At 68.3% G+C, this 21,069-nt stretch carries 23 protein-coding genes, 1 tRNA gene and 1 pseudogene; 14 read left to right on the top strand and 11 right to left on the bottom strand.

Annotation, left to right across the window (positions count from 1 at the left end; all coding sequences use genetic code 11):
• Positions 1-104: 104 nt before the first annotated feature.
• Positions 105-1,985, top strand: coding sequence for an alkyl/aryl-sulfatase (locus A5787_RS13485; protein WP_197507117.1), 1,881 nt, complete (start codon positions 105-107; stop codon positions 1,983-1,985).
• 14 nt (positions 1,986-1,999) lie between these two features.
• On the opposite strand, the gene A5787_RS13490 is transcribed toward A5787_RS13485, so the two are convergent.
• The 6 genes from A5787_RS13490 to A5787_RS13515 form a co-directional block, all read right to left on the bottom strand.
• Complete coding sequence (locus A5787_RS13490; protein ID WP_066967339.1) at positions 2,000-2,974, bottom strand: NADPH:quinone oxidoreductase family protein; 975 nt, start codon at positions 2,972-2,974, stop codon at positions 2,000-2,002.
• Positions 2,974-3,594 carry a TetR/AcrR family transcriptional regulator gene (locus A5787_RS13495; protein ID WP_066967343.1) on the bottom strand — a complete coding sequence of 207 codons (621 nt, stop codon included), beginning with the start codon at positions 3,592-3,594 and terminating at the stop codon, positions 2,974-2,976. Before A5787_RS13495 ends, A5787_RS13490 begins: the two co-directional genes overlap by 1 nt.
• Positions 3,575-4,858: an acyl-CoA dehydrogenase family protein gene (locus A5787_RS13500; RefSeq protein ID WP_066967346.1), complete on the bottom strand. Its 1,284-nt coding sequence runs from the start codon at positions 4,856-4,858 to the stop codon at positions 3,575-3,577. Before A5787_RS13500 ends, A5787_RS13495 begins: the two co-directional genes overlap by 20 nt.
• A gap of 16 nt (positions 4,859-4,874) precedes the next feature.
• Positions 4,875-5,639 (bottom strand): SDR family NAD(P)-dependent oxidoreductase, encoded by a 765-nt coding sequence (locus A5787_RS13505; protein ID WP_066967349.1) that lies wholly within the window; start codon positions 5,637-5,639, stop codon positions 4,875-4,877.
• 1 nt (position 5,640) lies between these two features.
• The gene (locus tag A5787_RS13510; RefSeq protein WP_066967352.1) at positions 5,641-6,672 is read right to left on the bottom strand and encodes a phosphotransferase family protein; all 1,032 of its coding nucleotides are present in this window, start codon (positions 6,670-6,672) and stop codon (positions 5,641-5,643) included.
• 64 nt (positions 6,673-6,736) lie between these two features.
• The gene (locus tag A5787_RS13515) at positions 6,737-7,417 is read right to left on the bottom strand and encodes a class I SAM-dependent methyltransferase (RefSeq protein WP_066967355.1); all 681 of its coding nucleotides are present in this window, start codon (positions 7,415-7,417) and stop codon (positions 6,737-6,739) included.
• 64 nt (positions 7,418-7,481) lie between these two features.
• On the opposite strand from A5787_RS13515, the gene A5787_RS13520 reads away from it, so the two are divergent.
• Together A5787_RS13520 and A5787_RS13525 are read left to right on the top strand one after the other, a co-directional pair.
• On the top strand, positions 7,482-8,090 hold the full coding sequence (locus tag A5787_RS13520; protein ID WP_066967358.1) for a histidine phosphatase family protein: 609 nt from the start codon (positions 7,482-7,484) through the stop codon (positions 8,088-8,090).
• A 35-nt stretch (positions 8,091-8,125) separates the two neighbouring features.
• Positions 8,126-9,172: a phosphotransferase family protein gene (locus A5787_RS13525; protein ID WP_066967413.1), complete on the top strand. Its 1,047-nt coding sequence runs from the start codon at positions 8,126-8,128 to the stop codon at positions 9,170-9,172.
• Here the strand turns inward: A5787_RS13525 and A5787_RS13530 are convergent.
• Positions 9,169-9,510, bottom strand: a complete 342-nt coding sequence (locus tag A5787_RS13530) for a lipopolysaccharide assembly LapA domain-containing protein (RefSeq protein WP_066967361.1) — start codon at positions 9,508-9,510, stop codon at positions 9,169-9,171. The two genes, A5787_RS13525 and A5787_RS13530, sit on opposite strands and share 4 nt — an antisense overlap.
• A 114-nt stretch (positions 9,511-9,624) precedes the next feature.
• Here A5787_RS13530 and A5787_RS13535 point away from each other — a divergent pair, with 114 nt between their 5' ends.
• The 5 genes and pseudogenes from A5787_RS13535 (at position 9,625) to A5787_RS13555 (ending at position 13,724) form a co-directional block, all read left to right on the top strand.
• Entirely contained in the window at positions 9,625-10,578 is a 954-nt protein-coding gene (locus A5787_RS13535) for an ABC transporter substrate-binding protein (RefSeq protein WP_066967364.1), read from the top strand.
• Positions 10,575-11,721, top strand: a pseudogene (locus tag A5787_RS13540) (ABC transporter ATP-binding protein). Before A5787_RS13535 ends, A5787_RS13540 begins: the two are co-directional and overlap by 4 nt.
• Entirely contained in the window at positions 11,679-12,365 is a 687-nt protein-coding gene (locus A5787_RS13545) for an ABC transporter permease (protein WP_066967369.1), read from the top strand. Before A5787_RS13540 ends, A5787_RS13545 begins: the two are co-directional and overlap by 43 nt.
• Positions 12,362-13,120, top strand: a complete 759-nt coding sequence (locus tag A5787_RS13550) for an ABC transporter permease (protein WP_082977204.1) — start codon at positions 12,362-12,364, stop codon at positions 13,118-13,120. The genes A5787_RS13545 and A5787_RS13550 overlap by 4 nt, the downstream gene beginning before the upstream one ends.
• Before the next feature lie 4 nt (positions 13,121-13,124).
• Entirely contained in the window at positions 13,125-13,724 is a 600-nt protein-coding gene (locus tag A5787_RS13555; protein WP_066967372.1) for a putative glycolipid-binding domain-containing protein, read from the top strand.
• On the opposite strand, the gene A5787_RS13560 is transcribed toward A5787_RS13555, so the two are convergent.
• Positions 13,687-14,625, bottom strand: coding sequence for a prephenate dehydrogenase (locus A5787_RS13560; protein WP_066967375.1), 939 nt, complete (start codon positions 14,623-14,625; stop codon positions 13,687-13,689). The genes A5787_RS13555 and A5787_RS13560 overlap by 38 nt on opposite strands.
• 102 nt (positions 14,626-14,727) lie before the next feature.
• Between A5787_RS13560 and A5787_RS13565 the strand changes: the two genes are divergently transcribed.
• The 4 genes from A5787_RS13565 (at position 14,728) to A5787_RS13580 (ending at position 16,606) form a co-directional block, all read left to right on the top strand.
• Positions 14,728-15,249, top strand: coding sequence for a tRNA adenosine deaminase-associated protein (locus A5787_RS13565; protein ID WP_066967377.1), 522 nt, complete (start codon positions 14,728-14,730; stop codon positions 15,247-15,249).
• Between the two features lie 53 nt (positions 15,250-15,302).
• A complete protein-coding gene (locus A5787_RS13570) occupies positions 15,303-15,761 on the top strand; it encodes a nucleoside deaminase (RefSeq protein WP_066967415.1) in 459 nt (152 codons plus the stop codon).
• A gap of 29 nt (positions 15,762-15,790) precedes the next feature.
• Positions 15,791-15,880 (top strand) — tRNA-Ser (locus tag A5787_RS13575).
• A gap of 408 nt (positions 15,881-16,288) precedes the next feature.
• Positions 16,289-16,606, top strand: coding sequence for a WhiB family transcriptional regulator (locus tag A5787_RS13580; protein ID WP_369829115.1), 318 nt, complete (start codon positions 16,289-16,291; stop codon positions 16,604-16,606).
• Between the two features lie 76 nt (positions 16,607-16,682).
• Here A5787_RS13580 and A5787_RS13585 read toward each other — a convergent pair whose 3' ends face one another.
• Both A5787_RS13585 and A5787_RS13590 read right to left on the bottom strand, forming a co-directional pair.
• Positions 16,683-17,843 (bottom strand): 1,4-beta-xylanase, encoded by a 1,161-nt coding sequence (locus A5787_RS13585; protein WP_066967381.1) that lies wholly within the window; start codon positions 17,841-17,843, stop codon positions 16,683-16,685.
• Positions 17,844-18,043: 200 nt separating this feature from the next.
• Positions 18,044-18,427 carry a hypothetical protein gene (locus A5787_RS13590; protein WP_066967384.1) on the bottom strand — a complete coding sequence of 128 codons (384 nt, stop codon included), beginning with the start codon at positions 18,425-18,427 and terminating at the stop codon, positions 18,044-18,046.
• Between the two features lie 111 nt (positions 18,428-18,538).
• Here A5787_RS13590 and A5787_RS13595 point away from each other — a divergent pair, with 111 nt between their 5' ends.
• Positions 18,539-18,925: a DUF2237 family protein gene (locus tag A5787_RS13595; RefSeq protein ID WP_066967387.1), complete on the top strand. Its 387-nt coding sequence runs from the start codon at positions 18,539-18,541 to the stop codon at positions 18,923-18,925.
• On the opposite strand, the gene A5787_RS13600 is transcribed toward A5787_RS13595, so the two are convergent.
• A complete protein-coding gene (locus tag A5787_RS13600; protein ID WP_066967390.1) occupies positions 18,915-19,805 on the bottom strand; it encodes an IclR family transcriptional regulator in 891 nt (296 codons plus the stop codon). The genes A5787_RS13595 and A5787_RS13600 overlap by 11 nt on opposite strands.
• Before the next feature lie 54 nt (positions 19,806-19,859).
• On the opposite strand from A5787_RS13600, the gene A5787_RS13605 reads away from it, so the two are divergent.
• A partial coding sequence (locus tag A5787_RS13605) for a sulfotransferase (protein WP_082977205.1) occupies positions 19,860-21,069 on the top strand: 1,210 nt, incomplete at its 3' end.

Raw genomic sequence — 21,069 nt, forward strand, 5'->3', positions numbered from 1 at the left:
GCGGGTTTGCCGTGCCGCATAGAAGAGGTTCAGGGAAAATTCTTTTGACGGGCCAGATGTATTCTTTGCCTTCGTTCCCGGGACGGCGCATTAATGGCAATGTATTGCAGGTGGAACACAAACCCCCAACCGCCGTCATCGAGTCGGCCCACGGTGGACACGCCCTGCCGCTCGATGACACAAGGGACTTCGACGACGCCGATCGGGGGTTCATCGCCGCGTTGTCGCCCTGCGTCATCAAGGCGGCCGACGGCCGCGTGGTGTGGGACAACGACGCCTACTCGTTCCTCGACGGGGCCGCCCCGCCGTCCGTGCACCCCAGCCTCTGGCGGCAGTCGAGCCTGGCCGCCAAGCAAGGTCTCTACGAAGTGGTCCCGGGCATCTATCAGGTCCGCGGCTTCGACATCTCGAACGTCACCTTCGTCGAGGGCGACACCGGTGTCATCGTCATCGATCCGCTGATATCCACCGAGGTTGCCGCGGCGGCGCTGGCCCTGTACCGCACCCACCGCGGTGGCGACCGTCCCGTCGTCGCGGTGATCTACACCCACAGCCACGTCGACCATTTCGGCGGTGTCCTCGGCGTCACCTCACAGGCCGACGTGGACAGCGGAGCGGTCGCGGTGCTGGCCCCGGACGGCTTCGTCGAGCATGCCGTCCAAGAGAACGTTTACGCCGGCCCGGCGATGACGCGCAGGGCGACCTACATGTACGGCACCCTGCTGGCGCGCGGGCCGTTGGGTCAGGTGGGCTGCGGGCTCGGCCAGGCCCCGTCCACCGGCGAGGTGGCCGTCATAGTGCCGACCGTCGACATCCGCGAGACCGGGGAGACGCGCACCATCGACGGCGTGGAGATCCAATTCCAGATGGCACCCGGCACCGAGGCGCCCGCCGAAATGCATTTCTATTTCCCGCGTTTCCGCGCGTTGTGCATGGCCGAGAACGCCACCCACAACCTGCACAACCTGCTGACGCTGCGCGGCGCGTTGGTGCGTGACCCGCACGCCTGGTCGGGCTACCTCACCGAGGCGATCGACACCTTCGCCGGCCGCGCCGATGTGGTGTTCGCCTCCCACCACTGGCCGACCTGGGGACGCGATCGCATCATCGAATTCCTTTCCCTGCAACGGGATATGTACGCCTATCTGCACGACCAGACCCTGCGGCTGCTCAACAAGGGCTACACCGGTGTCGAGATCGCCGAGATGTTCCAGATGCCACCCGCGCTGGAGCGGGCCTGGCACACCCACGGCTACTACGGATCGGTCAGCCACAACGTGAAGGCCGTTTATCAGCGCTACATGGGTTGGTTCGACGGCAATCCCGGGCGGCTGTGGCCCCATCCGCCCGAGGCCCTCGCCCCGCGTTACGTCGACGCGATGGGCGGCATCGACCGGGTTGTGGAGCTCGCCCGCACCGCCTTCGACGCCGGTGACTTCCGCTGGGCGGCAACGCTGCTCGATCACGCGATCTTCACCGACAGCGAGCACGCCGCGGCCCGTGCGCTGTACGCCGACACGCTGGAGCAACTGGCCTACGGCGCCGAGAACGCCACGTGGCGCAACTTCTTCATGAGTGGCGCCACCGAATTGCGGGACGGCAATTTCGGCACCGCCGTGACCGCGGCCTCGGCCTCGATGCTCAACCAGTTGACTCCCGAGCAGATCTTCGACAGCTTCGCGCTGCGGGTCGACGGGCCGCGCAGCTGGGACCTCGACATCGCGCTGGACATCTCGTTCGCCGACCTGGCCGCCAACTATCGGCTCGCCCTGCGCAACGGGGTGCTCGTCTATCGGAAGGTGGCCGCCGACGCGGCGACGGCGGCCGTTACGGTCAAGCTGGACAAGAAGTTTCGATTGCTGACGGCGGCGATGGGCGACTTCGCCTCGCCGGGGCTCGAAATTTCCGGCGACCAGTCGGCTCTGCAGGCGTTTCTGGGTGTGCTCGACGAGCCGGACCAGGACTTCAACATCGTCACGCCGTAGCCATCCCTTGCGGACTAAGGCGCCACGTCGATGACGACCTTGCCGAGCACCTTGCGGTCGGAAACATGCCGCAACGCGGCCGCGGTTCCGGACAGCGGGAACCGCGCGCCGATGTAGGGCCGGATGGTGCCGGCGGCGAACATCTGGGAAAGCTCGGCCATGTCGCGCGCGGCGTCGTCGGGCCGGTCGCCCACGAAGGTACGGATCTCCATGCCGCGGACGGTGATTCCCTTGAGCAGGACCAGGTTCAGCGGGATGGACGGGATGGCGCCCGAGGCGTAGCCGAGGGTGATGAAGGTGCCACCCCGGGCCAGGCCCCGCAGCGCGGGCTCCGCGTAGGATCCACCGACGGGATCGAGGACCACGCGGGCGGCGTCGCCGGTGAGCTCGCGGATGCGCGTTTTCAGGTCTTCGCGGTCGTAGTCGACGGTGGCCTCCGCGCCACGGCGCCGGCACAGCTCGAGCTTTTCCGGGCTGGACGCCGCGGCCAGCACGCGGGCCTTCATCGCCACCGCCAGGTCGACCGCGGCCAGCCCGACGCCGCCGGCGGCGCCCAGGATCACCACCCAATCGCCCTGCGCGACTTCGGCAATCGACCGCAGCGCGTGATAGGCGGTGCGGTACGTGACGCCGAACGCCGCGGCCGACGCGAAGTCGGCGCCGTCCGGGACGAGCGCCACCGACCCCGCATCGAGCAGCGCCTGCTCCGCGAACGCCCCGGTCGGCGTGCTCGCGAAGACCCGCTGGCCCCGACGAAACGGCGTGCCATCACCGACGGCTACCACTTCGCCGGCCAGCTCGCTACCCGGGATGAACGGCACCGGGATCTTGACCTGATACTTGCCGGCTATCAACAGCACATCCGGAAAGTTGACCGCCGCGGCGTGCACGCGAACCACCAGCTGCCCGGGGCCGGGCACGGGATCGGGGACGTCGGCGATGACCAGGTCCTCCGGCGAGCCATAGGCGCGGCAGACTGCGGCGCGCATCACCCGACCCCCAGGCCGCGCAGGCAGAATCCCACCAGGTGTGCGATGTCGTCCGGTTCGGGCCGGTCGGCGGAACCGACGTAGCGCCGCATCGCCGCGGCGGTGCAGCAGAACACCGCCTCGACGTCGCGGTCGACGTCGGTGCTGCCCAGCGCCGCAACGGGTTCGGTGAGCAGATCCCGCAGCGGCCGCAGCATCTCCCGGTCGGTCGCGGGCCGACTGGTGGGAGACATCTGTCCGGCCGCGGCGCGGCTCATGCTGATCAGGTGCGGGTCGGCGACCTGCGCCAGCGTGCCCTCGATCCAGCGCGCCACTTTGTCCTGCGGCCGGGAGTCCTTGGCCATCTGGTGCTGCAGGTAGGACACGACGATGGCCACTCCGCGTTCCATCACCGCGAGGATGAGGTCGTCCTTGCCGGCGAAATACCGGTAGAACGCCTTGTTCGACGAGCCGGCTTCCGCGACGATGTCGCTGACCCGGGGCGCCTCGGGCGCGACGCGTTCCATGACGCGCACCGCGGCGGCAAGGATGCGTTCGACCTCCTCGGTCGCCTCCCGCTGGCGGTCGTCGAGAGCGCGCTCGACCGCCGCGACGACCCGGCTATTGGTCAACGAGCTCACCGTATTTGGCGCGGAGCGCCTTGCGCCGGGCGTCCAGCATCTCGCTCGGCCAGTCCCCGTCTTCGGCGTCGTAGCCCTTGAGGAGCATCCGCGCCAGGTTGACCTTGTGCGCCTCGGTCGGCCCGTCGGCCAGTCCGAGCGCGATGCCGCCGAGCAGCACGTTGACAAGCGGCAGTTGGTCCGTGAGTCCGATGGCGCCGTGGACCTGAATCGCGCGCAGCGCGATCGATTTCAGCACCTGCGACGCCAGGATCTTGCAGGCGGCGATCTCGGCGCGCGCGGCGCGCTCGTCGCCGCTGTCGATCAGCCAGGCGGTGTGCAGGACGGTCAGCCGGAACGGGATCAATTCGGTATAGGAGTCGGCGACGAACTCCTGCACCAGCTGCTTGTCGGCCAGCGAGCTGCCCTGAGTGAAGCGGCTTTTCGCGCGTCGCGACATCATGTCGACGGCGCGCTGCGCCATGCCGATCGAGCGCATCGCGTGATGCAGCCGCCCGCCGGCGAGGCGGGTCTGCAGGATCAGGAACCCCTGACCGGGTTCGCCGAGCAGCCCGTCGGAAGGCACCCGCACCCCGTCATAGCGGACGAGGGAATGCCCGGGCTCGTGCGGGTCGGCGCCGACGAGGTGGTGGTTGGCTTCCACGTTCAGGCCCGGGGTTCCGGCCGGGACGAGGAACGTCGAGGCGCCCTGATGCACGGGCACGTCCGGGTCGGTGATCGCCACGACGATGAAGAACGAAGCGACGGAGGCGTTGGAGGAGAAGTACTTTCGCCCGGTGATGATCCAGTCGTCACCGTCCCGTTCAGCTCGGGTGGTGAAGACCCGGGGATCGGCCCCGCCCTGCGGCTCGGTCATCGAGAAACACGAAAAGATTTCCCCGGACAGCAGCCCGGCCAGGTAGCGGTCCTTCTGCTCCTGGGTTCCGAAGCGCGCGATGATCTCCGCGTTGCCGGTGTCGGGCGCCTGCGTTCCGAACACGATCGGCGCCCACGGGCTGCGCCCCAGTATTTCGTTGATCAACGTCAGCTTGACCGCCCCGAAGCCCTGCCCGCCCAGCTCGGGGCCCAAATGCGGTGCCCACAAGCCGTTGTCGCGTACCTGCTGCTTCAGCGGATCGACGATCCGGCGCCGCTCGTCGTTGAGCGGAAGGAACTCGCAGCCCGGAAACAGCACCTCGAGGGGTTCCACCTCCTCGCGCACGAATTCACGGATCCAGTCCAGCTTCTTCTCGAACTCAGGTTCGGTGGAAAAGTCCCAAGGCATTCGATACTCCTAGGTGTCAGGGGATCCCGCCGTCGGTGCGCAGGATCGAGCCGGTGGTGAAACTGGACGCGTCGGACGCCAGAAACAGCGCGGCGCCAACGATTTCCCGCGGGTCGCCGGCGCGCTGCAACGCCAGATGGCGGAACGGCTTGCCCTCGACGCCGTCGAGATTCCAGGCCTTGCTGACGTCGGTGAGAAACGGCCCCGCCATCAAAGTGTTCACCCGGACGGCCGGTCCGAACGCCTTCGCCAGGGCTTCGGTCATGGCGTTGAGCCCGGCTTTGGCCGCGGCATAGGGAACGATGTCAGGGGCCGGCCGCAGCGATCCGGCGGTACTCACATTGATGATGGATCCGCGACCGGCCGCCACCATCCGTTCGCCCACCAACGCCGACAACCGGAACGGCCCCTTGAGGTTCAGGTTGAGCACCGCGTCGAACAGCTTCTCGGTGACATCGGTCAGCTTGTCGTACAACGGTGACATGCCGGCGTTGTTGATCAATGTGTCCACCTTGCCGAACCGCTCATACGCCGCATCGACCAGGCCGTCGAGCTGTTCCCAGCGCCCGACGTGCACCTGGTAGGGCATGGCGGAACGGCCGGTCTGGGCCTCGATCTCCTTCGCGGTGGCCACGCAGTTGTCCATGTTGCGGCTGGCGACCACCACGTCGGCGCCGCAGTGCGCGACGCCGAACGCCATCTCGCGGCCCAGGCCACGGCTGCCGCCGGTGATCAGCACCACCCGGTCGGTGAGGTCGAAAAGCTGCTCCGCGTAACCCATTTCAGAGGGCCCTCGCCAGCTCGGCCGCCGTGGCGATCAGCCGCGGGATCATCGCCCCGAAGGTGTCTTGGATCTGGGGGTCCACTTTCCCGGTGCGCACGCCCGCCGCGTAGGTCTTCTCCAGCACGATGCCCAGTTTCCAATTGGCCAGCACCAGGTAGTAGTCGATGTTCTCGGTGGAAAGCCCACTGATTTTTTCGTAGTGCTCGAGCAATTCGCTGCGTGTCGGCATGCCCCGCATATCGAGATAGAACCCGTCGGTGCTCGGCTCCTCGCCGTCGTAGCCCAGCAGCGCCCACGCGAGATCCAGCACCGGGTCGCCGACAGTCGTCATCTCCCAGTCCACGATCGCGGCCAGCCGCGCCGGCTCCCCGTGCGCGAACATCACGTTGGCGAACTGGTAGTCGCCGTGCATGATGCCCGGCCGGTAGCTCGCAGGCCGGTTGTTGCGCAGCCAGTCGGCGGCCTCGCCCAGCCCGGGCAGCTCGCGCACCTGGTAGGCGTCGAGGAACTGCAGCCAGCGGTCGACCTGGCGTTCGTGGAATCCGTCCGGGCGGCCGAAGCCCTCGAGCCCCTGTGCGCGCCAGTCCACCCGGCCGAGCTTGGCGGCGCCCTCGACGAGCTCGAACGCAAGGCCGCGTCGGGCGTTCAGGTCGGTGTCGAACGGCGCCTGCCACCCGCCGTCCATCGGGCTCCACCCGTCGATCGCCTGCATCACGTAGAACGGCATGCCCAGCACGTCGCCGGTGTCGTCGGCGGCGACCAGCGCCGCGTGCGGGACGTCGGTGCCGGCCAGCGCGCGGACCAGCCGGATTTCCCGCAGCAAGCCGTCGATGCGGGCCGCGTCGGCGCGGGCGCCGGGCATCCGGAGCACCATCCGCTGCCCGCCCCGCTCGACCAGGTAGAGCGTGTTCTGCGAACCGCCCTTCAGCGGTTCCAGCACCGGTTGCTCGCCGCCGCCGGGTGCGTCGTTCGCATCGAGCCAACGGGCAAGAACGCCCGGGTCCACTTGGGTTTCGCTGACACCAGTCATCGGCTGCACACCCCGCTCTCCGCGCAGAGAATAGCATTCTCCGAGGTGGGCGGGAAGTGCCGCGTCATTGCTCCGGCTTGTGCGCGCTGAGCAGGAAGCCAGGCACCATGAAGTGGCCTTCGCCGTCATACTCGACGTTCGGTGACGGACCACCGGGGGGAGGGAGCACGCCGGCGGTGCCGTAGAGCTTCGCCGGGCGGACGTCATCGACTCGCCACACCGTCGCGACGGCGTCGCGCAACTCCGTTTCGGTGAAGCCGCGCGGGCCGGGCCCGTCGCTATCGCCGAGCGCGCCGGCGGCAAACGCCAGGATGTACAGCGCGGCACCCGGCGCGGCGGCCCGAGAAATCGACTGCAGGTAGTCCTGGCGTCGCTCGGGCGGCAGCGCGTGGAACAGCCCGCTGTCCAGGATCGTCGCGAAGCGCCCTTCGGAACCGGCTGGGTAGCCCCGGAAGCTGGTGACGTCGGCCTGCGCGAAGCTCGCTGTCGTCAGTCCGCGTTCGGCTGCCGCCGCCGTCGCGGCCGCCACCGCGGCGGGGCTGGCGTCCAGCCCGACGACCGTGTATCCGCGCGCCGCGAGGGCCAGCGACAGCTCGGCATGGCCGCAGCCCGAGTCCAGGACATCGCTGCAGACCTTGCCTTGGTCGATCAGCACCGCCAGCTCGGGCTGCGGCCGGCCGATGCTCCACGGTGGCGGTGCCTCCTGCCGATACGCGGCGTCCCAATCCATGCCCGGCTGGGTCATCTCTCCTCCTCGTGAGGCGCGATGAGAAACTGGCGCTGCCCACAATCCGACGACGGGAACAAACATGCAAGTGCTGCTGGTCCGCCACGCGTTACCGCTGCGCAGCGAACACGGCGAGGGCTCCGATCCGAACCTGTCCGAGGACGGGTTGGCTCAGGTCAAACGGCTGCCCGACGCGCTCGCCAGGTTTCCGATATCGCGCGTGCTGAGCAGCCCGCAGCGGCGCGCCATCCAGACCGCCGAACCCGTCGCGGCCGCCCGCGAGCTCAGCGTCGAAATAGACCATCGATTCGCCGAATACGACCGCGACCTTCCGGTCTACATCCCCGTCGAGCAGATCAGGGCGGAACGACCGGAGGAGTGGGCGCGCCTGGCCCAGGGGCATCTGCCCAGTGCGGTCGACGAGGACGCGTTTCGGGCACGCGTCCGCGCGGCGGTCGACGACCTGGTCAGCGCCGCCGATCCCGAGGACACGGTCGCGGTGTTCAGCCATGGCGGCGTGATCAACGTGCTGCTGCACGAGATCCTGGGCACGGCCCGGTTGTTGTCCTTTCCCGTCGACTACGCGTCGGTGACCCGGCTGTTGTTCTCGCGGTCCGGCGAGGCGACGGTGGCCTCGGTCAACACCACCGAGCACGTATGGGATCTGCTGCCGAGAAACCAGCGGTGGTGAACTTGGCCGGCACCGGCGGTGGTAAACAATTTCGAGTGACTTCAACTGACCGACTCGACGGGCTGGACCTCGCCTCGCTGGACCGGTACCTGCGCTCGCTCGGGCTCGGCCGCGACGGCGAGTTGCGGGGCGAGTTCATCTCCGGTGGCCGCTCGAACCTGACGTTCCGGGTGTACGACGACGCGTCGAGCTGGCTGGTCCGGCGCCCCCCGCTGCACGGGCTGACGCCGTCGGCACACGACATGGCCCGCGAATACAAGGTGGTCGCCGCGCTGCAGGAGACCCCCGTCCCGGTGGCGCGCGCGATCGCGCTGTGCGAGGACGACTCGGTGCTGGGTGCGCCGTTCCAGATCGTCGAATTCGTTGCCGGCCAAGTGGTGCGCCGCCGCGCCCAACTCGAAGCGTTCAGCCATACCGTCATCGACGGCTGCGTGGACTCCCTGATTCGGGTACTCGTCGATCTGCACCGCGTCGACCCGAACGCCGTGGGGCTGGCCGACTTCGGCAAGCCCAGCGGTTACCTGGAGCGACAGGTGCGGCGGTGGGGTTCGCAGTGGGAGCTGGTGCGGCTGCCCGACGACCACCGCGACGCCGACGTCGAGCGACTGCATTCGGGCCTGCAGCAAGCAATTCCGCAGCAGAGCCGGACCTCGATCGTGCACGGCGACTACCGGATCGACAACACCATCCTGGACGCCGACGATCCGATGGTGGTGCGCGCCGTCGTGGACTGGGAGCTGTCGACCCTGGGCGACCCGCTGTCCGACGCCGCCCTGATGTGCGTCTACCGCGACCCCGCGCTGGACCTGATCGTCAACGCGCAAGCGGCCTGGACGTCACCGCTGCTGCCGACGGCCGACGAGCTGGCGGACCGCTACTCGCTGGCGGCGGGGTTGCCGCTGGCGCATTGGGAGTTCTACATGGCGCTGGCCTACTTCAAGCTCGCCATCATCGCCGCCGGCATCGACTTTCGCCGGCGGATGTCGGACCTGGCCGGCGGAACGGAGACCGAACACACCCCCGAGGTCGTCGCGCCGCTGATTTCGCGCGGGTTGGCCGAGCTCGCCAAGCTCCCCGGCTAGACCGGCCGAGTGGCCGCCGCGTGATGCTTCTTGGCCGCGCGGCGTAGCTGAAGGATCCGCGCGGTGCCGGCGGCCACGGTGATCAGCCCGCCGACCACCGCCGCCAGCAGGATCGCGACGCCCAGCGGCAGGCTCCAGCGCCAGCCGAAGAACGCAAACGACGCCGAACTCGTGTTCTGGGCTATGAAGATCAGCAACAGGATCAGGGTCAGAAAGCCGGCGGTCAGGGACGTCCACAAGGCGCCGGCGCGGGTGAAGCCGACGGCCGGTTCCTGGGCTGCCGGAGCAGGCGGGGGCGGTGGAGGCGGTGGAGGCGTGGCATCGGATTGGCCGCTCATACTGTCATCTTTGTCCCATCCTGGGCAGATTGAAACAAATCCCCGCAAAACACCACCCGCGAGCTGCCCTCGGGACGGCCGCGTCGCGGCGGTTCTGCCGTTAGTGTCGGCGTTATGAGGATGCTGCCGCGCGCCCGCCGCGTGACCTTCGGGGTGGCAGTGTGGCTGGCCACGGGATGCCTGGTCGCGGCCTGCAGCAATTCCGATCCGCTGGGGGCAGAGACCCGCAGCCCGAAATCCATCGTGGTCGGCTCCGGCGATTTCCCGGAATCGGAGATCGTCGCCGAAATCTATGCACAAGCGCTGCAGGCCAACGGCTTTGAGATCGGGCGGCGTATGGGCATCGGCAGCCGGGAGACTTATATCCCTGCGCTGAAGGATCATTCCATCGATCTGGTGCCCGAGTACATCGGCAACCTGCTGTTGTACTTCGCGCCCAACTCCACGGCGACCATGCTCGACGACGTCGAGTTGGAGTTGTACAAGCAACTTCCCGGTGACCTGTCGATTCTCACGCCGTCACCGGCTTCCGACACCGACACGGTCACCGTCACCCCCGGCACCGCCCGCAACTGGAACCTGAAGACGATCCGCGATTTGGCCGCCCACTCGCCCGAGGTGCGGTTCGGGGCGCCCTCGGCGTTCGAGAACCGGCCGTCCGGCCTGCCGGGCTTGCGGCAGAAGTATGGACTCAATATCAGCCCGGGCAATTTCGTCGCCATCAACGACGGCGGCGGCGCGGTGACCGTGCGCGCGTTGCTGGAGGGCAGGGTTGCGGCCGCCAACATCTTCAGCACGTCACCGGCCATCCTGCAAGAACACCTGGTGGCGCTCGACGATCCGGAACACAACTTTCTGGCCGGCAATATTGTGCCGCTGGTGAATTCGCAGAAGAAGTCGGACCTGCTCAAAAACGTGCTCGACGCGGTCTCGGCGAAGCTCACCACAACCGGCATGGCCGGCCTTAACGCCGCGGTGTCGGGAAACTCGGGCGTCGACCCGGACAAGGCGGCACGAAACTGGGTGCAGTTCAACGGCTTCACCCATCCGATCGGCCAACGGCGTTGATCGTCTTCGACAATGTCAGCAAGGTATTCGCCGACGGCACCGCCGCCGTAGACCGGCTGAGCCTGGTGGTCCCCACCGGCAAACTGACCGTCTTCGTCGGGTCGTCGGGCAGCGGCAAGACCACGGCGCTGCGGATGATCAACCGGATGATCGACCCAACCTCCGGCACCATCACCGTCGACGGGGCGGACGTCAGAGGCGTCAACCCGGTGCGGCTGCGCCTCGGCATCGGCTACGTCATCCAACACGCCGGACTGATGCCGCATCAACGCGTAATCGACAATGTCGCAACCGTTCCCGTCCTGATGGGCCAGCCCCGTCGGGCCGCCCGTAGGGCCGCCTACGAGGTGCTCGAACGTGTCGGCCTGGACGCCAAGTTCGGCACCCGCTACCCGGCCCAGCTGTCCGGCGGTGAACAACAACGCGTCGGCGTGGCCCGCGCGCTCGCCGCCGACCCGCCCATCCTGCTGATGGACGAGCCGTTCTCCGCCGTCGACCCGGTGGTGCGGCACGAGCTGCAAAACGAAATATTGCGGCTGCAAAGCGAATTGCACAAGACGATCGTCTTCGTCACGCACGACATCGACGAGGCGCTCAGGCTGGGCGAGCGGATAGCCGTGTTCAAAGCCGGGGTACTGCAGCAGTACGACGAAGCCCCGCAGCTACTTTCGCGCCCCGCCAACGAATTCGTGGCCAGGTTCATCGGCCTGGGCCGCGGCTACCGATGGCTGCAGCTCATCGACGCGGCCGGCATGCCCCTGCACGACATCGAGCGCGTCGCCGCGGGCGGCCTGCGCGACACCGGCCTTCCCGACGGCTGGGCGGTGGTGGTCGACGACACGGGCGCCCCGGTGGGATGGATCGACGCCGAGGGCCTGCGCAAACACCGCGCGGGCGCGTCGTTGGCCGACAGCATGAGTGGCGTCGGCTCGCTGTTGCGCCCGGACGGCAACCTCAGCCACGCCCTCGACGCGGCGCTGTCGTCGCCGTCGGGCGTCGGTGTCGCCGTGGACGACGGGGGCAAGGTCATCGGCGGCGTGCTGGCCGCCGACGTCCTGGCCGTGGTCGACGCACGGCGGCGGGCCTAAAGGAGAGAGGCGATGCACTACCTGCTCACCCACCTCGACGACGCCTGGGCCCTGACGGTGGTGCACCTGCGGCTGTCGTTGGTGCCGGTGCTGATCGGGTTGGCGATCGCCGTGCCGGTCGGCGTCGCGATCCAGCGCTCGCCGGTCGCCCGGCGACTGACGACGGCAACCGCCGCCGTCGTATTCACCATTCCGTCGCTTGCGCTGTTCGTGGTCCTGCCGATGATCATCGGAACCCGGATCCTCGACGAGGCCAACGTCATGGTCGCGCTGACCGCCTACACCGCCGCGTTGCTGGTGCGGGCGGTACTCGAGGCGCTGGACGCGGTGCCGGCCCAGGTGCGCGACGCCGCCGCCGCTGTCGGCTACCCGACGCTCAAGCGGATGCTGAAAGTCGAACTGCCGCTGTCCATCCCGGTATTGGTCGCCGGATTGCGGGTGGTCGTGGTGACCAACATCGCGATGGTCTCGGTCGGCTCGGTGATCGGCATCGGCGGGCTGGGCACCTGGTTCACCGAGGGCTATCAAACCGACAAGAGCGACCAGATCGTCGCCGGCATCGTCGCGCTGTTCGTGCTGGCGACCGTCATCGACGCGCTCATCGTCGTGGTCGGCCGGCTGGCCACCCCCTGGGACCGCGCCGGGCGCGCCCCCCGTCGCCGCTCGGTGGTGGCCCCGGTGGTGGGCGGCGCGCGATGAACTTCGTGCAACAGGCGGTGTCCTACCTGCTGACCGCCGACAACTGGACCGGTCCGGTCGGGCTGGCGGCACGCATCGTGGAGCATCTGGAATACACCGCGGTCGCGGTGGCCGCCTCCGCGCTGATCGCGGTCCCGATCGGGCTGATCATCGGGCACACCGGTCGTGGCACGCTCCTGGTGGTGGGCGCGGTCAACGGCCTGCGGGCACTGCCGACGCTGGGCGTGCTGCTGCTGGGGGTGCTGCTGTTCGGGCTGGGCCTCGGGCCGCCCCTGGTCGCACTGATGCTGCTCGGCGTGCCGTCGCTGCTGGCCGGCACCTACGCGGGCATCGCCAATGTAGAGCCGACGGTCGTCGACGCCGCCCGCGCCATGGGCATGACGGAGGCCCGGGTGTTGCTGCGCGTGGAGATACCCAACGCGCTGCCGCTGATCCTGGGCGGGCTGCGCAACGCGACGCTGCAGGTGGTCGCCACCGCGACGGTGGCCGCCTATGCCAGCCTCGGTGGGCTGGGCCGATACCTGATCGACGGGATCAAGGAGCGCCAATTCCAGCTCGCGCTGGTCGGCGCGCTGATGGTGGCCGCGCTCGCACTGATCCTCGACGGCCTGCTCGCGCTTGCCGTGTGGGCGTCGGCGCCGGGCACCGGGCGGCTGCGCGGCCGGTCAGGCTGGGCCGCCCGGCGGCGCAACCACGTGACGCCCACCGCACTTGGGGGCAAACCCGCCGCCGAGGATGGACACGTCCTACGGTAGAAGGGTGAACGCAGCCCCCTCTGATCCAGCCCGGCGCGTGTGGCAGGCGATGTTGACCTGGCGCGCGCAGGACGTATCCCGCATGGAATCGGTGCGAATCCAAGTGTCCGGCAAGCGGATCCGGGCAAACGGGCGCATCGTGGCCGCCGCCACCGCGACCAACCCGGCGTTCGGCGCCTACTACGACGTGCAGACCGACGAGACCGGCGCCACCAAGCGGCTCGGGCTGACCGTGACACTGGCCGAGCGCGAACGTGTGCTCTCCATCGCCCGGGACGAGGAAAACATGTGGTTGGTGACCGACCACCAGGGCGAGCGGCGCGCCGGGTACAACGGGTCGCTCGACGTCGACGTGGTGTTCAGCCCGTTTTTCAATGCGTTGCCCATCCGGCGCCTCGGGCTGCACGAACGGGCGGACATGGTCACGTTGCCGATGGTCTATGTGAACGTGCCCGACATGTCCGTCACCGCGGCGACGGTGAGCTACACCAGCGAGGGGAGCCGCGAGGGGATCAAGTTGCGCTCCCCGGTCGCCGACACCTCGGTGAGCGCCGATGAAGAGGGATTCATCGTCGACTATCCAGGCTTGGCAGAGCGGATCTGATCACCCCACCGGCCCGGCCCGCGGCGGCCAGTTCTTCGCGCCAGTTCTCCGCGCCGATGACGACGGTGAAGATGTCGGAGCGCGGAAAGCTGTCGTAGCGCGTGCGCGCGGCGTGGCCCGCGTCGATGAGATCGGCCAGCGAGTCGTGGGAGGCCAGCGACTCACGGGCGCGGCCGAGTAGCTCGATCACCTGGTCGACTGCGGGCAGCAGCTGCGCGGAATTGCTTTCGCACATCGCCCGCACCAGCTCCGGCGCGGTGCCCGCCACCCGGGTGGCGTCGCGGAAGGAGCCGGCCGCCAGCGCGAACGCCAGCGGGACCTCTCCGGCGGTGACGGCCAGCGCCTCCGCGAGCAGGTGCGGGAGATGGGAGATGGCGGCCGCCGCGGCATCGTGTTCGTCCGATTTGGCCGGCACCACCAGCGCGCCGCAGTCCAGTGCGAGCTTCATCACCATCGACCAGATCCGGGGGTCCACGTGGTCGTCCACGCTGACCACCCACGGCGCCCTGGTGAACAACCCTGCATAGCCAGCCGCCCAACCCGAATCCGCGGTGCCCGTCATGGGGTGACCGCCGACGAAGCGCTCCACCAGACCCGCCCCGGCAACCTCGTCGAGCACAGCGGTTTTGACGCTGGTGACGTCGGTCAGCGGGCACTCGGGGGCCAGTTGGCTGATGTGGGCGAGCATGCTCGCCAGCGCCGGCATCGGTACGGCCAGGACGATCAGCGCGCCGGTGTCGGCCGCCCGGGTCAGGGTCTGGGTGAGATCGGTGCTGGCATCGAAGCCATCGGCGGCGGCGGCGTGCGCGCCCTCCACCGAGCGGTTGTAGCCGAACGCGTCGCGGCCGGCCGCCTTGGTGGCCCGCATGATCGAGCCGCCGATAAGGCCCAGCCCCAGCACGCAAACGGGTATTTCAGACCGAGGGTGAGCCACAGTCCCAGGTTGGCACAGTCAGCGCTGCGTCTGGTCAGAGGGCCGGGTCGGCGACTAGCGTAGGCGCCCATGGGAGCACAGCGGGCCTCGGCGCAAGGCCCGTCCGCGGACACGCCGGACGGCTTCGGCGTCGCGGTCGTGCGCGAAGAGGGCAAATGGCGTTGTTATGCCATGTCTCCCAAGGCGCTGACGAGCCTCCAGGCCGCCGAGACCGAGCTGCGTGAGCTGCGCAGCTCCGGCGCGGTCTTCGGGCTCCTCGACGTCGACGACGAATTCTTCGTCATCGTTCGCCCGGGACCGTCGGGGACCAGGTTGCTGCTCTCGGATGCGACCGCCGCGCTGGACTACGACATCGCCGCCGAAGCGCTGGACAACCTGGACGCCGACATCGATCCCGAGGACCTTGAGGACGCGGAGCCGTTCGAGGAGGGCGACCTTGGGCTGCTGTCCGATGTCGGGCTGCCCGAGGCGGTGCTGGGCGTCATCCTCGATGAGAGCGACTTGTATGCCGACGAGCAGTTGGGCCGCATCGCCCGCGAGATGGGCTTCGCCGACGAGCTGTCGGCGGTGATCGACCGCCTCGGTCGGTGATCGCAAGCGCGGCGGAGCCGGGCGCAGCGGGTCGCCGCCATCAGGATCGGTCGGTGATCGCCGACGAAGAGCTGATCCGCACCGCGCTGTCGGTCGCCGCGACGGCGGGCCCCCGCGACGTTCCGATCGGGGCGGTGGTCATCGGCGCCGACGGGAGCGAGCTCGCCCGGGCGGTGAACGCCCGTGAGGCCCTTGGTGATCCGACCGCGCACGCCGAAATCCTGGCGATGCGGGCGGCGGCGCACGTGCTCGGCGACGGGTGGCGGCTGGAGGGCGCCACGCTCGCGGTAACCGTCGAACCGTGCACCATGTGCGCGGGCGCGCTGGTCCTGGCCCGCGTCGCGCGGCTGGTGTTCGGGGCGTGGGAACCCAAGACGGGAGCGGTCGGATCGCTGTGGGACGTGGTCCGCGACCGGCGGCTCAACCACCGCCCCGAGGTGCGCGGCGGTGTTCTCGCGCGAGAATGCGCCGCGCCGCTGGAGGACTTCTTCGCCCGCCAGCGATTGGGGTGAGCGGCCACCGGTTGGGTAAGCTGCCTGGCGGTGGCGTGTCCGAGCGGCCTAAGGAGCACGCCTCGAAAGCGTGTGACGGCTAAAACCGTCCGAGGGTTCAAATCCCTCCGCCACCGCCAAAGCTACCGCGAGAAATCGCAGGTAAGCCGAAGGACCCGCTGTCCGGCCGAGTCACACCGACGGCGTCATTCACGCCGGGCTGAACGGCGGTGTTGCGCCGGAAAATCTACCGCTGGTCGCCTTGCGCAGCCTTCCTCGCGCCGATAGGTGCCTTGCGCCGTCGATACCAAACCCACCGTCTTACGCAGTCGTGGGCTGCTTCGGTGCCAACTCGCAAGGAAAGGTACGTCTGTACCAAAAAAGCGTTGCGCGATCGATACCGAACCGCTACCTTGGTCACTGGGGGGATCCAGGTCACAGAAACGGGCACGTGTGGCGCAAATCCCAGCATCGGGGAGGCGGTCGCAGACTCGCGGCCGAGACGAAGGGATAGCTCGTTGTCTGGAACAGGACTGGCCCCGCGGCCGCTGAATCTCGTGCCCGCAGCCCGCACTGCACACGCAGCGGACGCGGCCGATCGCGCGTGGGTCACGAAGGCGCTGTGCAGGGAAACCGATCCCGAAGAGCTGTTTGTGCGGGGAGCCGCCCAGCGGCGGGCTGCGGCGATCTGCCGGCACTGCCCAGTGATGCAGGAATGCGGCGCGGAGGCGCTCGACAACAATGTCGAGTTCGGGATCTGGGGTGGCATGACCGAGCGGCAGCGCAGGGCCTTGCTCAAGCAGCACCCCGAGGTCGTGTCGTGGTCGGATTTCCTCGAGAGGCGCAAGGCCCGCTCGATCGGATAGGAATCCGCAAAGGCGAAAACGGCGTTTTCGCCTTCCTCATTACTAAATTGTTACAGCGCCCCGCGTGCGGGGCGTTTCATGTCGGCCCACCGCTGGTCAGGTTGCGAGCCGCCTGAAATTCGCTGTCCCGGAAGGGCCGGCCGTCGGGTTGCAGAAGGTCGTGAAACCACACCTTCGGAGGCGCCGCGTACGGGTGGTCCCAGGAGTCCCACGGGAAGTAGGTCTGGGTCTTGCCGGCAACCAGACCCCAGTTGTAGGCGCCGACGTTGCGCCGCTTCGCGATGGGCAGGATCGACTCGATGGTGCTGCCCTGGGGCCGGGCCATGTACTCGGTGCAGAGGATCGGTCGCCCCAGCGGCGCCAGTTCGGCGATCCGCGACTCGAAGCCCGCGGGCTCGGCGTAGGAGTGGAAGGTGATCACGTCGGCGTTGTTCAACTGGATGTCGCTGATCGCGTTGGCCCCTCCGCGTTCCCCCTGATCAGCACCGCGCCACACGCCACTCGTCAGCGGTTGGCTGGGGTCGACCGCGCGGGCCCACCGGAACACCTGGGGGAGCAGGTCGGCGACGAGCTCCAGCTTGTCTTTCCGCTCCACCTTTTGATACACGCGCGCGGGGTTGTCGGGCTCGTTCCACATGTCCCAACCCAAAACCCGGTTGTCACTGCGGAATTGGGTCAACACGCTCGTCACGTAGTCGTGCAGGACGCGGGTGTAGGCGGGGTCGCCGAGGCGCTCGGCGCCGGGGCTCTGCACCCAACCCGAGTTGTGCACGCCGGGTCTCGGCGCCCGTTGCGGACCCAGTTTGGGGAACGGATCCCAGCACGAGTCGAAGAAGACGAACAGCGGCCTGATTCCGTGGCTGGCGGCAACGCTGACGAATTGCGCGAGTCGGTTGTGGAAGCCACGGGCGTCCTGGGCCCAGAGCTGATCGTGCAGAAAGACCCGCACGCTGTTGAAGCCGTATGCCCGCGCCCAGCCCAGCTCGGTATTGATGCGTCGCAGGTCGTAGGTGCCCGGCTGAAACATCTCGAGCTGATTGATGGCGTTGGACGGGATGTAGTTGGCGCCGACGAGCCATCCCTGCGCTTGATACCAGCGATTGGCGCGGTCGGGCGACCACCGGATCACCTCACCGGACGAGCGGGGCGCCGGTTCCGCCGAGGCGCGGGGCGCGTGGGCCAGCGCTGTGCCCGCCGCCAGCAGCAAGGGGATCTTGAGGGCCGTTCGACGATGCACGATCTGACGATAAATTTCGCGAGCCCAGGTCTCCGGTATTTGGCCAGCGAGTCGCCGTGCAGCTTATCGGCGCCTCGGTAATTGTTATCTTGTTGTGACCTAGGGGCATTCGCGCGCGGAGGCCGGGGTCCATTGTGGCCCTTGAGGTACGGCCCGAACTGGCGTCAAGATCGTTGTGCGCCTGGTGAAAACGGACCCGCTCAGATGCCGAGTGACTGCGGCGACCACTCGTCTATGACAAGGGGCAACGAGATCAGCGAATCGCCGCACGAAACCTCGATCACCCAGCGGCCGTCAAACGGCAGCCGCGTCTCGAGAGGAAAGAAGGCGAAACCCGGAAATTCCCCGACGGAGACTCGCGGCGCATCGAACGAAGTGTGCTGAGAGGCGTCGAGCGTCGGCGGCTTCATTTCCACGTCGACCCGGAGTTCCGAATCTTCGCCGTCGGGCAGCGTCAGCACCACCAGGACAACCCGGGCTACCCGGTCGGGACCGACCGTGAATTTGGACAGAACGCCACCTTGCACGTTCAGTTTGTTGTCGACCGTCGCGGCCGCTTCCGCCAGGAAAGCACCGGTAAGCATCACATGCAGAACGTACCGCGTAGCAGGGCCGATCGGGTATCGGATGGCATTTCCGGAACGGATGCCAAAAGATCCTTCAAACTTCGTGCCGGGGAGCGCGATACTAGTCGCGTGCCTGATCGCAATGTGCTCGGCGGTCCGCTGGAACCGTGCGGCACGGAACCACTTACCGGTTACTACCGCGACGGCTGCTGCTCGACCGGTTCGGAGGATCTCGGCCGGCACACGATCTGCGCGGTGATGACCGCTGAATTCCTGGAACACCAGCGTTCCATCGGTAACGACTTGCTGACGCCGGTGCCCGAGCTCCGGTTCCCCGGGCTGCTCCCCGGCGACCGCTGGTGTGTCACCGCGCTGAACTGGCTCCGGGCGCATCACGACGGGTGTGCCGCGCCCGTGGTGCTGGCGTCCACCCACGAGCGCACGCTCGAGGTGGTCCCCCTGGAGGCGCTGCAGGAGCACAAGGTCGACGTTCCCGACGACCTGGCTAACTTATAGAGCCCGCCTCGATCCGTCGCGCCGCGACCCGGACCAGCTCGCCCAGCCGCTCGACATGGGTCGCGGCGAGGTCGGCGAACGGCGCGGCGCTGATCGACATCGCGACGACTCCATCTTCATCGCGGATCGGGGCCGAGATGGTCGCGATGCTGTGGGTGCTGCCGTCCGTCAGCTCCGCGCCCAGGACGTCGATCACCGTGAGGTCGGCGAACGCGCGCGCCAGCCGCGCGGTGATGGCGTCGGGTTCCCCGTCTCCCCCCAGCGCGCGCAGCGCCGTGTACACCCGGAGGTATTCGCGGCTGAGCCGTTCGACGGCGTATCCGCGTTCTCGAATCTCGTTGAGCACCGCCGTGATCCGCCGCGAGAGCGCCGCCGACGGTTTACCGATGCCCTGCAGCCAGGCGCGCTGCGCGCCGGCGGAGCTCCAGGCGATGTAGTCGCGACCGAACGGAGCGACTAGGGGCATGCGCACTCCGCGGTCGACGCGCATTCCCGATGCGGACTCGCCGGCGCCGTCGACTACAACCACGGTGTTGGCCTCGCGGCGAGCCAGGAACACTTGTGTGCCCGTGGCTTCGGCGAGCTCCCGCAGGATCCCGTGAAAAACCCGGTCGCCGGCTGGCTTAGCCAGCGACGCGATGCCCGGTCCCCAGCAGTACGCGGCCGTCGAGACGTCACGCACGACCCAGTCATGGGCGACCAGCGTCGTCAGGATCGCGTGCCCGGTGGCCCGGCTGATATCCAGCTCGCGGCAGATCTCGGCGAGCGAGAACGCGCGCGCGGGCCGGGCGCCGAGCAGGCGCATGATGGCGACCACGCGCTCGGTCGGCGGGGAAGTGGGTTGACGCGCCGTCGCCACCGGGTCTAGCGTCTGTGTCATATTTCGAACACTACGTCGAATATCCGACACTGTAAATGTCGAGGAGGCGGTCGCGTGGGTTCTGCGGGCCCCGGCGCTTCTGGCGTAGACGACATCGACTTCGACGATCTGACGTCCCCTCGGCTGACCGATGTCCAGCGTCAGATCCTGGAATTCACCGAAGCCAGGCGGGTCGACTTCGACATCGAGGCGATGCGGGCCGAAGCGGTCGTGCAGGCCGGCGCCGACGACCTGGACGACGACGACGGGTTCGGCGAGCGGCTGGCCGCGCACGTGGCGGCCATCGAGGCCGACCAAGGCCTGACCCAGCTCACCCGCACGTCGCTGCGGCAGCGAGTGGTCCGCCTGCTGCGCAACCGGCTGTCGCTGGTCGAGCTCATCAAGCGCTATCCCGAAATCGAGTCGATCGCCGTCGAGAAGCCGTTCATCGTGGTCGGCATGCCGCGATCCGGCACCACGCACCTGGTGAATCTCATCGCCGCCGACCCGCGCCGGCGCGCGCTGCCCTACTGGGAGAGCCAGGAACCGATCCCCGCGCGCGGCCAGGGTCCCGACATTTTCGGGGTCGACCCCCGCTACGCGCGCGCGAAGTCCGAGCACGACGCGCTCATGGCCAGCGCGCCGGTGGTCGCCGCCATGCACGACCGGTTTCCCGAGGCGATCGAGGAGGAGGTCGAACTGCTCGACCTCGACCTGGCCGCCTACGTCCTGGAATGGCATGCGCGCGTGCCCGATTGGCGCGACTACTACCTGGAGCTGGACCAAAACCGCCACTACGCGTACCTGAAGAAGGTTCTGCAGGCGCTGACATTCTTGCGCGGTCCGCAGACCTGGGTGCTGAAGAGCCCGCAGCACTGCGAGCAGCTCGGCCCCCTGATGGCGACCTTTCCCGACGCGACGGTGGCCTTCACCCATCGAGACCCGGTCGCGGTGGTGCAGTCGGCGATCACGATGATGGCCTACTCCGATCGGTTGCGCCGCACCAGCATCGACCCGGGCTGGCTGCTGGACTACTGGAGTGACCGGGTGCACCGGCTGCTCAGCGCGTGCGTGCGCGACCGCGACCTCGTTCCGGCCGAACGCAGCATCGACATCAGCTTCCACCACCTCGACGGCAACGAGATGCCGCTGCTGGAGCAGCTGTACCGGCGCGCCGGCGTAGAGCTGACACCGAAGGTGCGGGGGCGCCTGCGTGAGGATGATGTAGCGCACCGGGGAGGGGTCGACGGCGTCGAAGTTGGCGCGATGCACCGGCCCCTCAACA

Source organism: Mycobacterium sp. 852002-50816_SCH5313054-b (assembly GCF_001667185.1).
In the GTDB taxonomy this organism is placed as follows: Bacteria; Actinomycetota; Actinomycetes; order Mycobacteriales; family Mycobacteriaceae; genus Mycobacterium.

Excerpts from the sequence above, each read along its gene's own strand:
- A5787_RS13500 (WP_066967346.1), bottom strand. The coding sequence starts at position 4,858 with ATGCCTTGGGACTTTTCCACCGAACCTGAGTTCGAGAAGAAGCTGGAC.
- A5787_RS13505 (WP_066967349.1), bottom strand. The coding sequence starts at position 5,639 with ATGGGTTACGCGGAGCAGCTTTTCGACCTCACCGACCGGGTGGTGCTG.
- A5787_RS13530 (WP_066967361.1), bottom strand. The coding sequence starts at position 9,510 with ATGAGCGGCCAATCCGATGCCACGCCTCCACCGCCTCCACCGCCCCCG.
- A5787_RS13550 (WP_082977204.1), top strand. The coding sequence starts at position 12,362 with ATGAACTTCGTGCAACAGGCGGTGTCCTACCTGCTGACCGCCGACAAC.
- A5787_RS13600 (WP_066967390.1), bottom strand. The coding sequence starts at position 19,805 with ATGACACAGACGCTAGACCCGGTGGCGACGGCGCGTCAACCCACTTCC.
- A5787_RS13515 (WP_066967355.1), bottom strand. The coding sequence starts at position 7,417 with ATGACCCAGCCGGGCATGGATTGGGACGCCGCGTATCGGCAGGAGGCA.
- A5787_RS13565 (WP_066967377.1), top strand. The coding sequence starts at position 14,728 with ATGGGAGCACAGCGGGCCTCGGCGCAAGGCCCGTCCGCGGACACGCCG.
- A5787_RS13490 (WP_066967339.1), bottom strand. The coding sequence starts at position 2,974 with ATGCGCGCCGCAGTCTGCCGCGCCTATGGCTCGCCGGAGGACCTGGTC.
- A5787_RS13545 (WP_066967369.1), top strand. The coding sequence starts at position 11,679 with ATGCACTACCTGCTCACCCACCTCGACGACGCCTGGGCCCTGACGGTG.
- A5787_RS13535 (WP_066967364.1), top strand. The coding sequence starts at position 9,625 with ATGAGGATGCTGCCGCGCGCCCGCCGCGTGACCTTCGGGGTGGCAGTG.
- A5787_RS13510 (WP_066967352.1), bottom strand. The coding sequence starts at position 6,672 with ATGACTGGTGTCAGCGAAACCCAAGTGGACCCGGGCGTTCTTGCCCGT.
- A5787_RS13520 (WP_066967358.1), top strand. The coding sequence starts at position 7,482 with ATGCAAGTGCTGCTGGTCCGCCACGCGTTACCGCTGCGCAGCGAACAC.
- A5787_RS13590 (WP_066967384.1), bottom strand. The coding sequence starts at position 18,427 with ATGCTTACCGGTGCTTTCCTGGCGGAAGCGGCCGCGACGGTCGACAAC.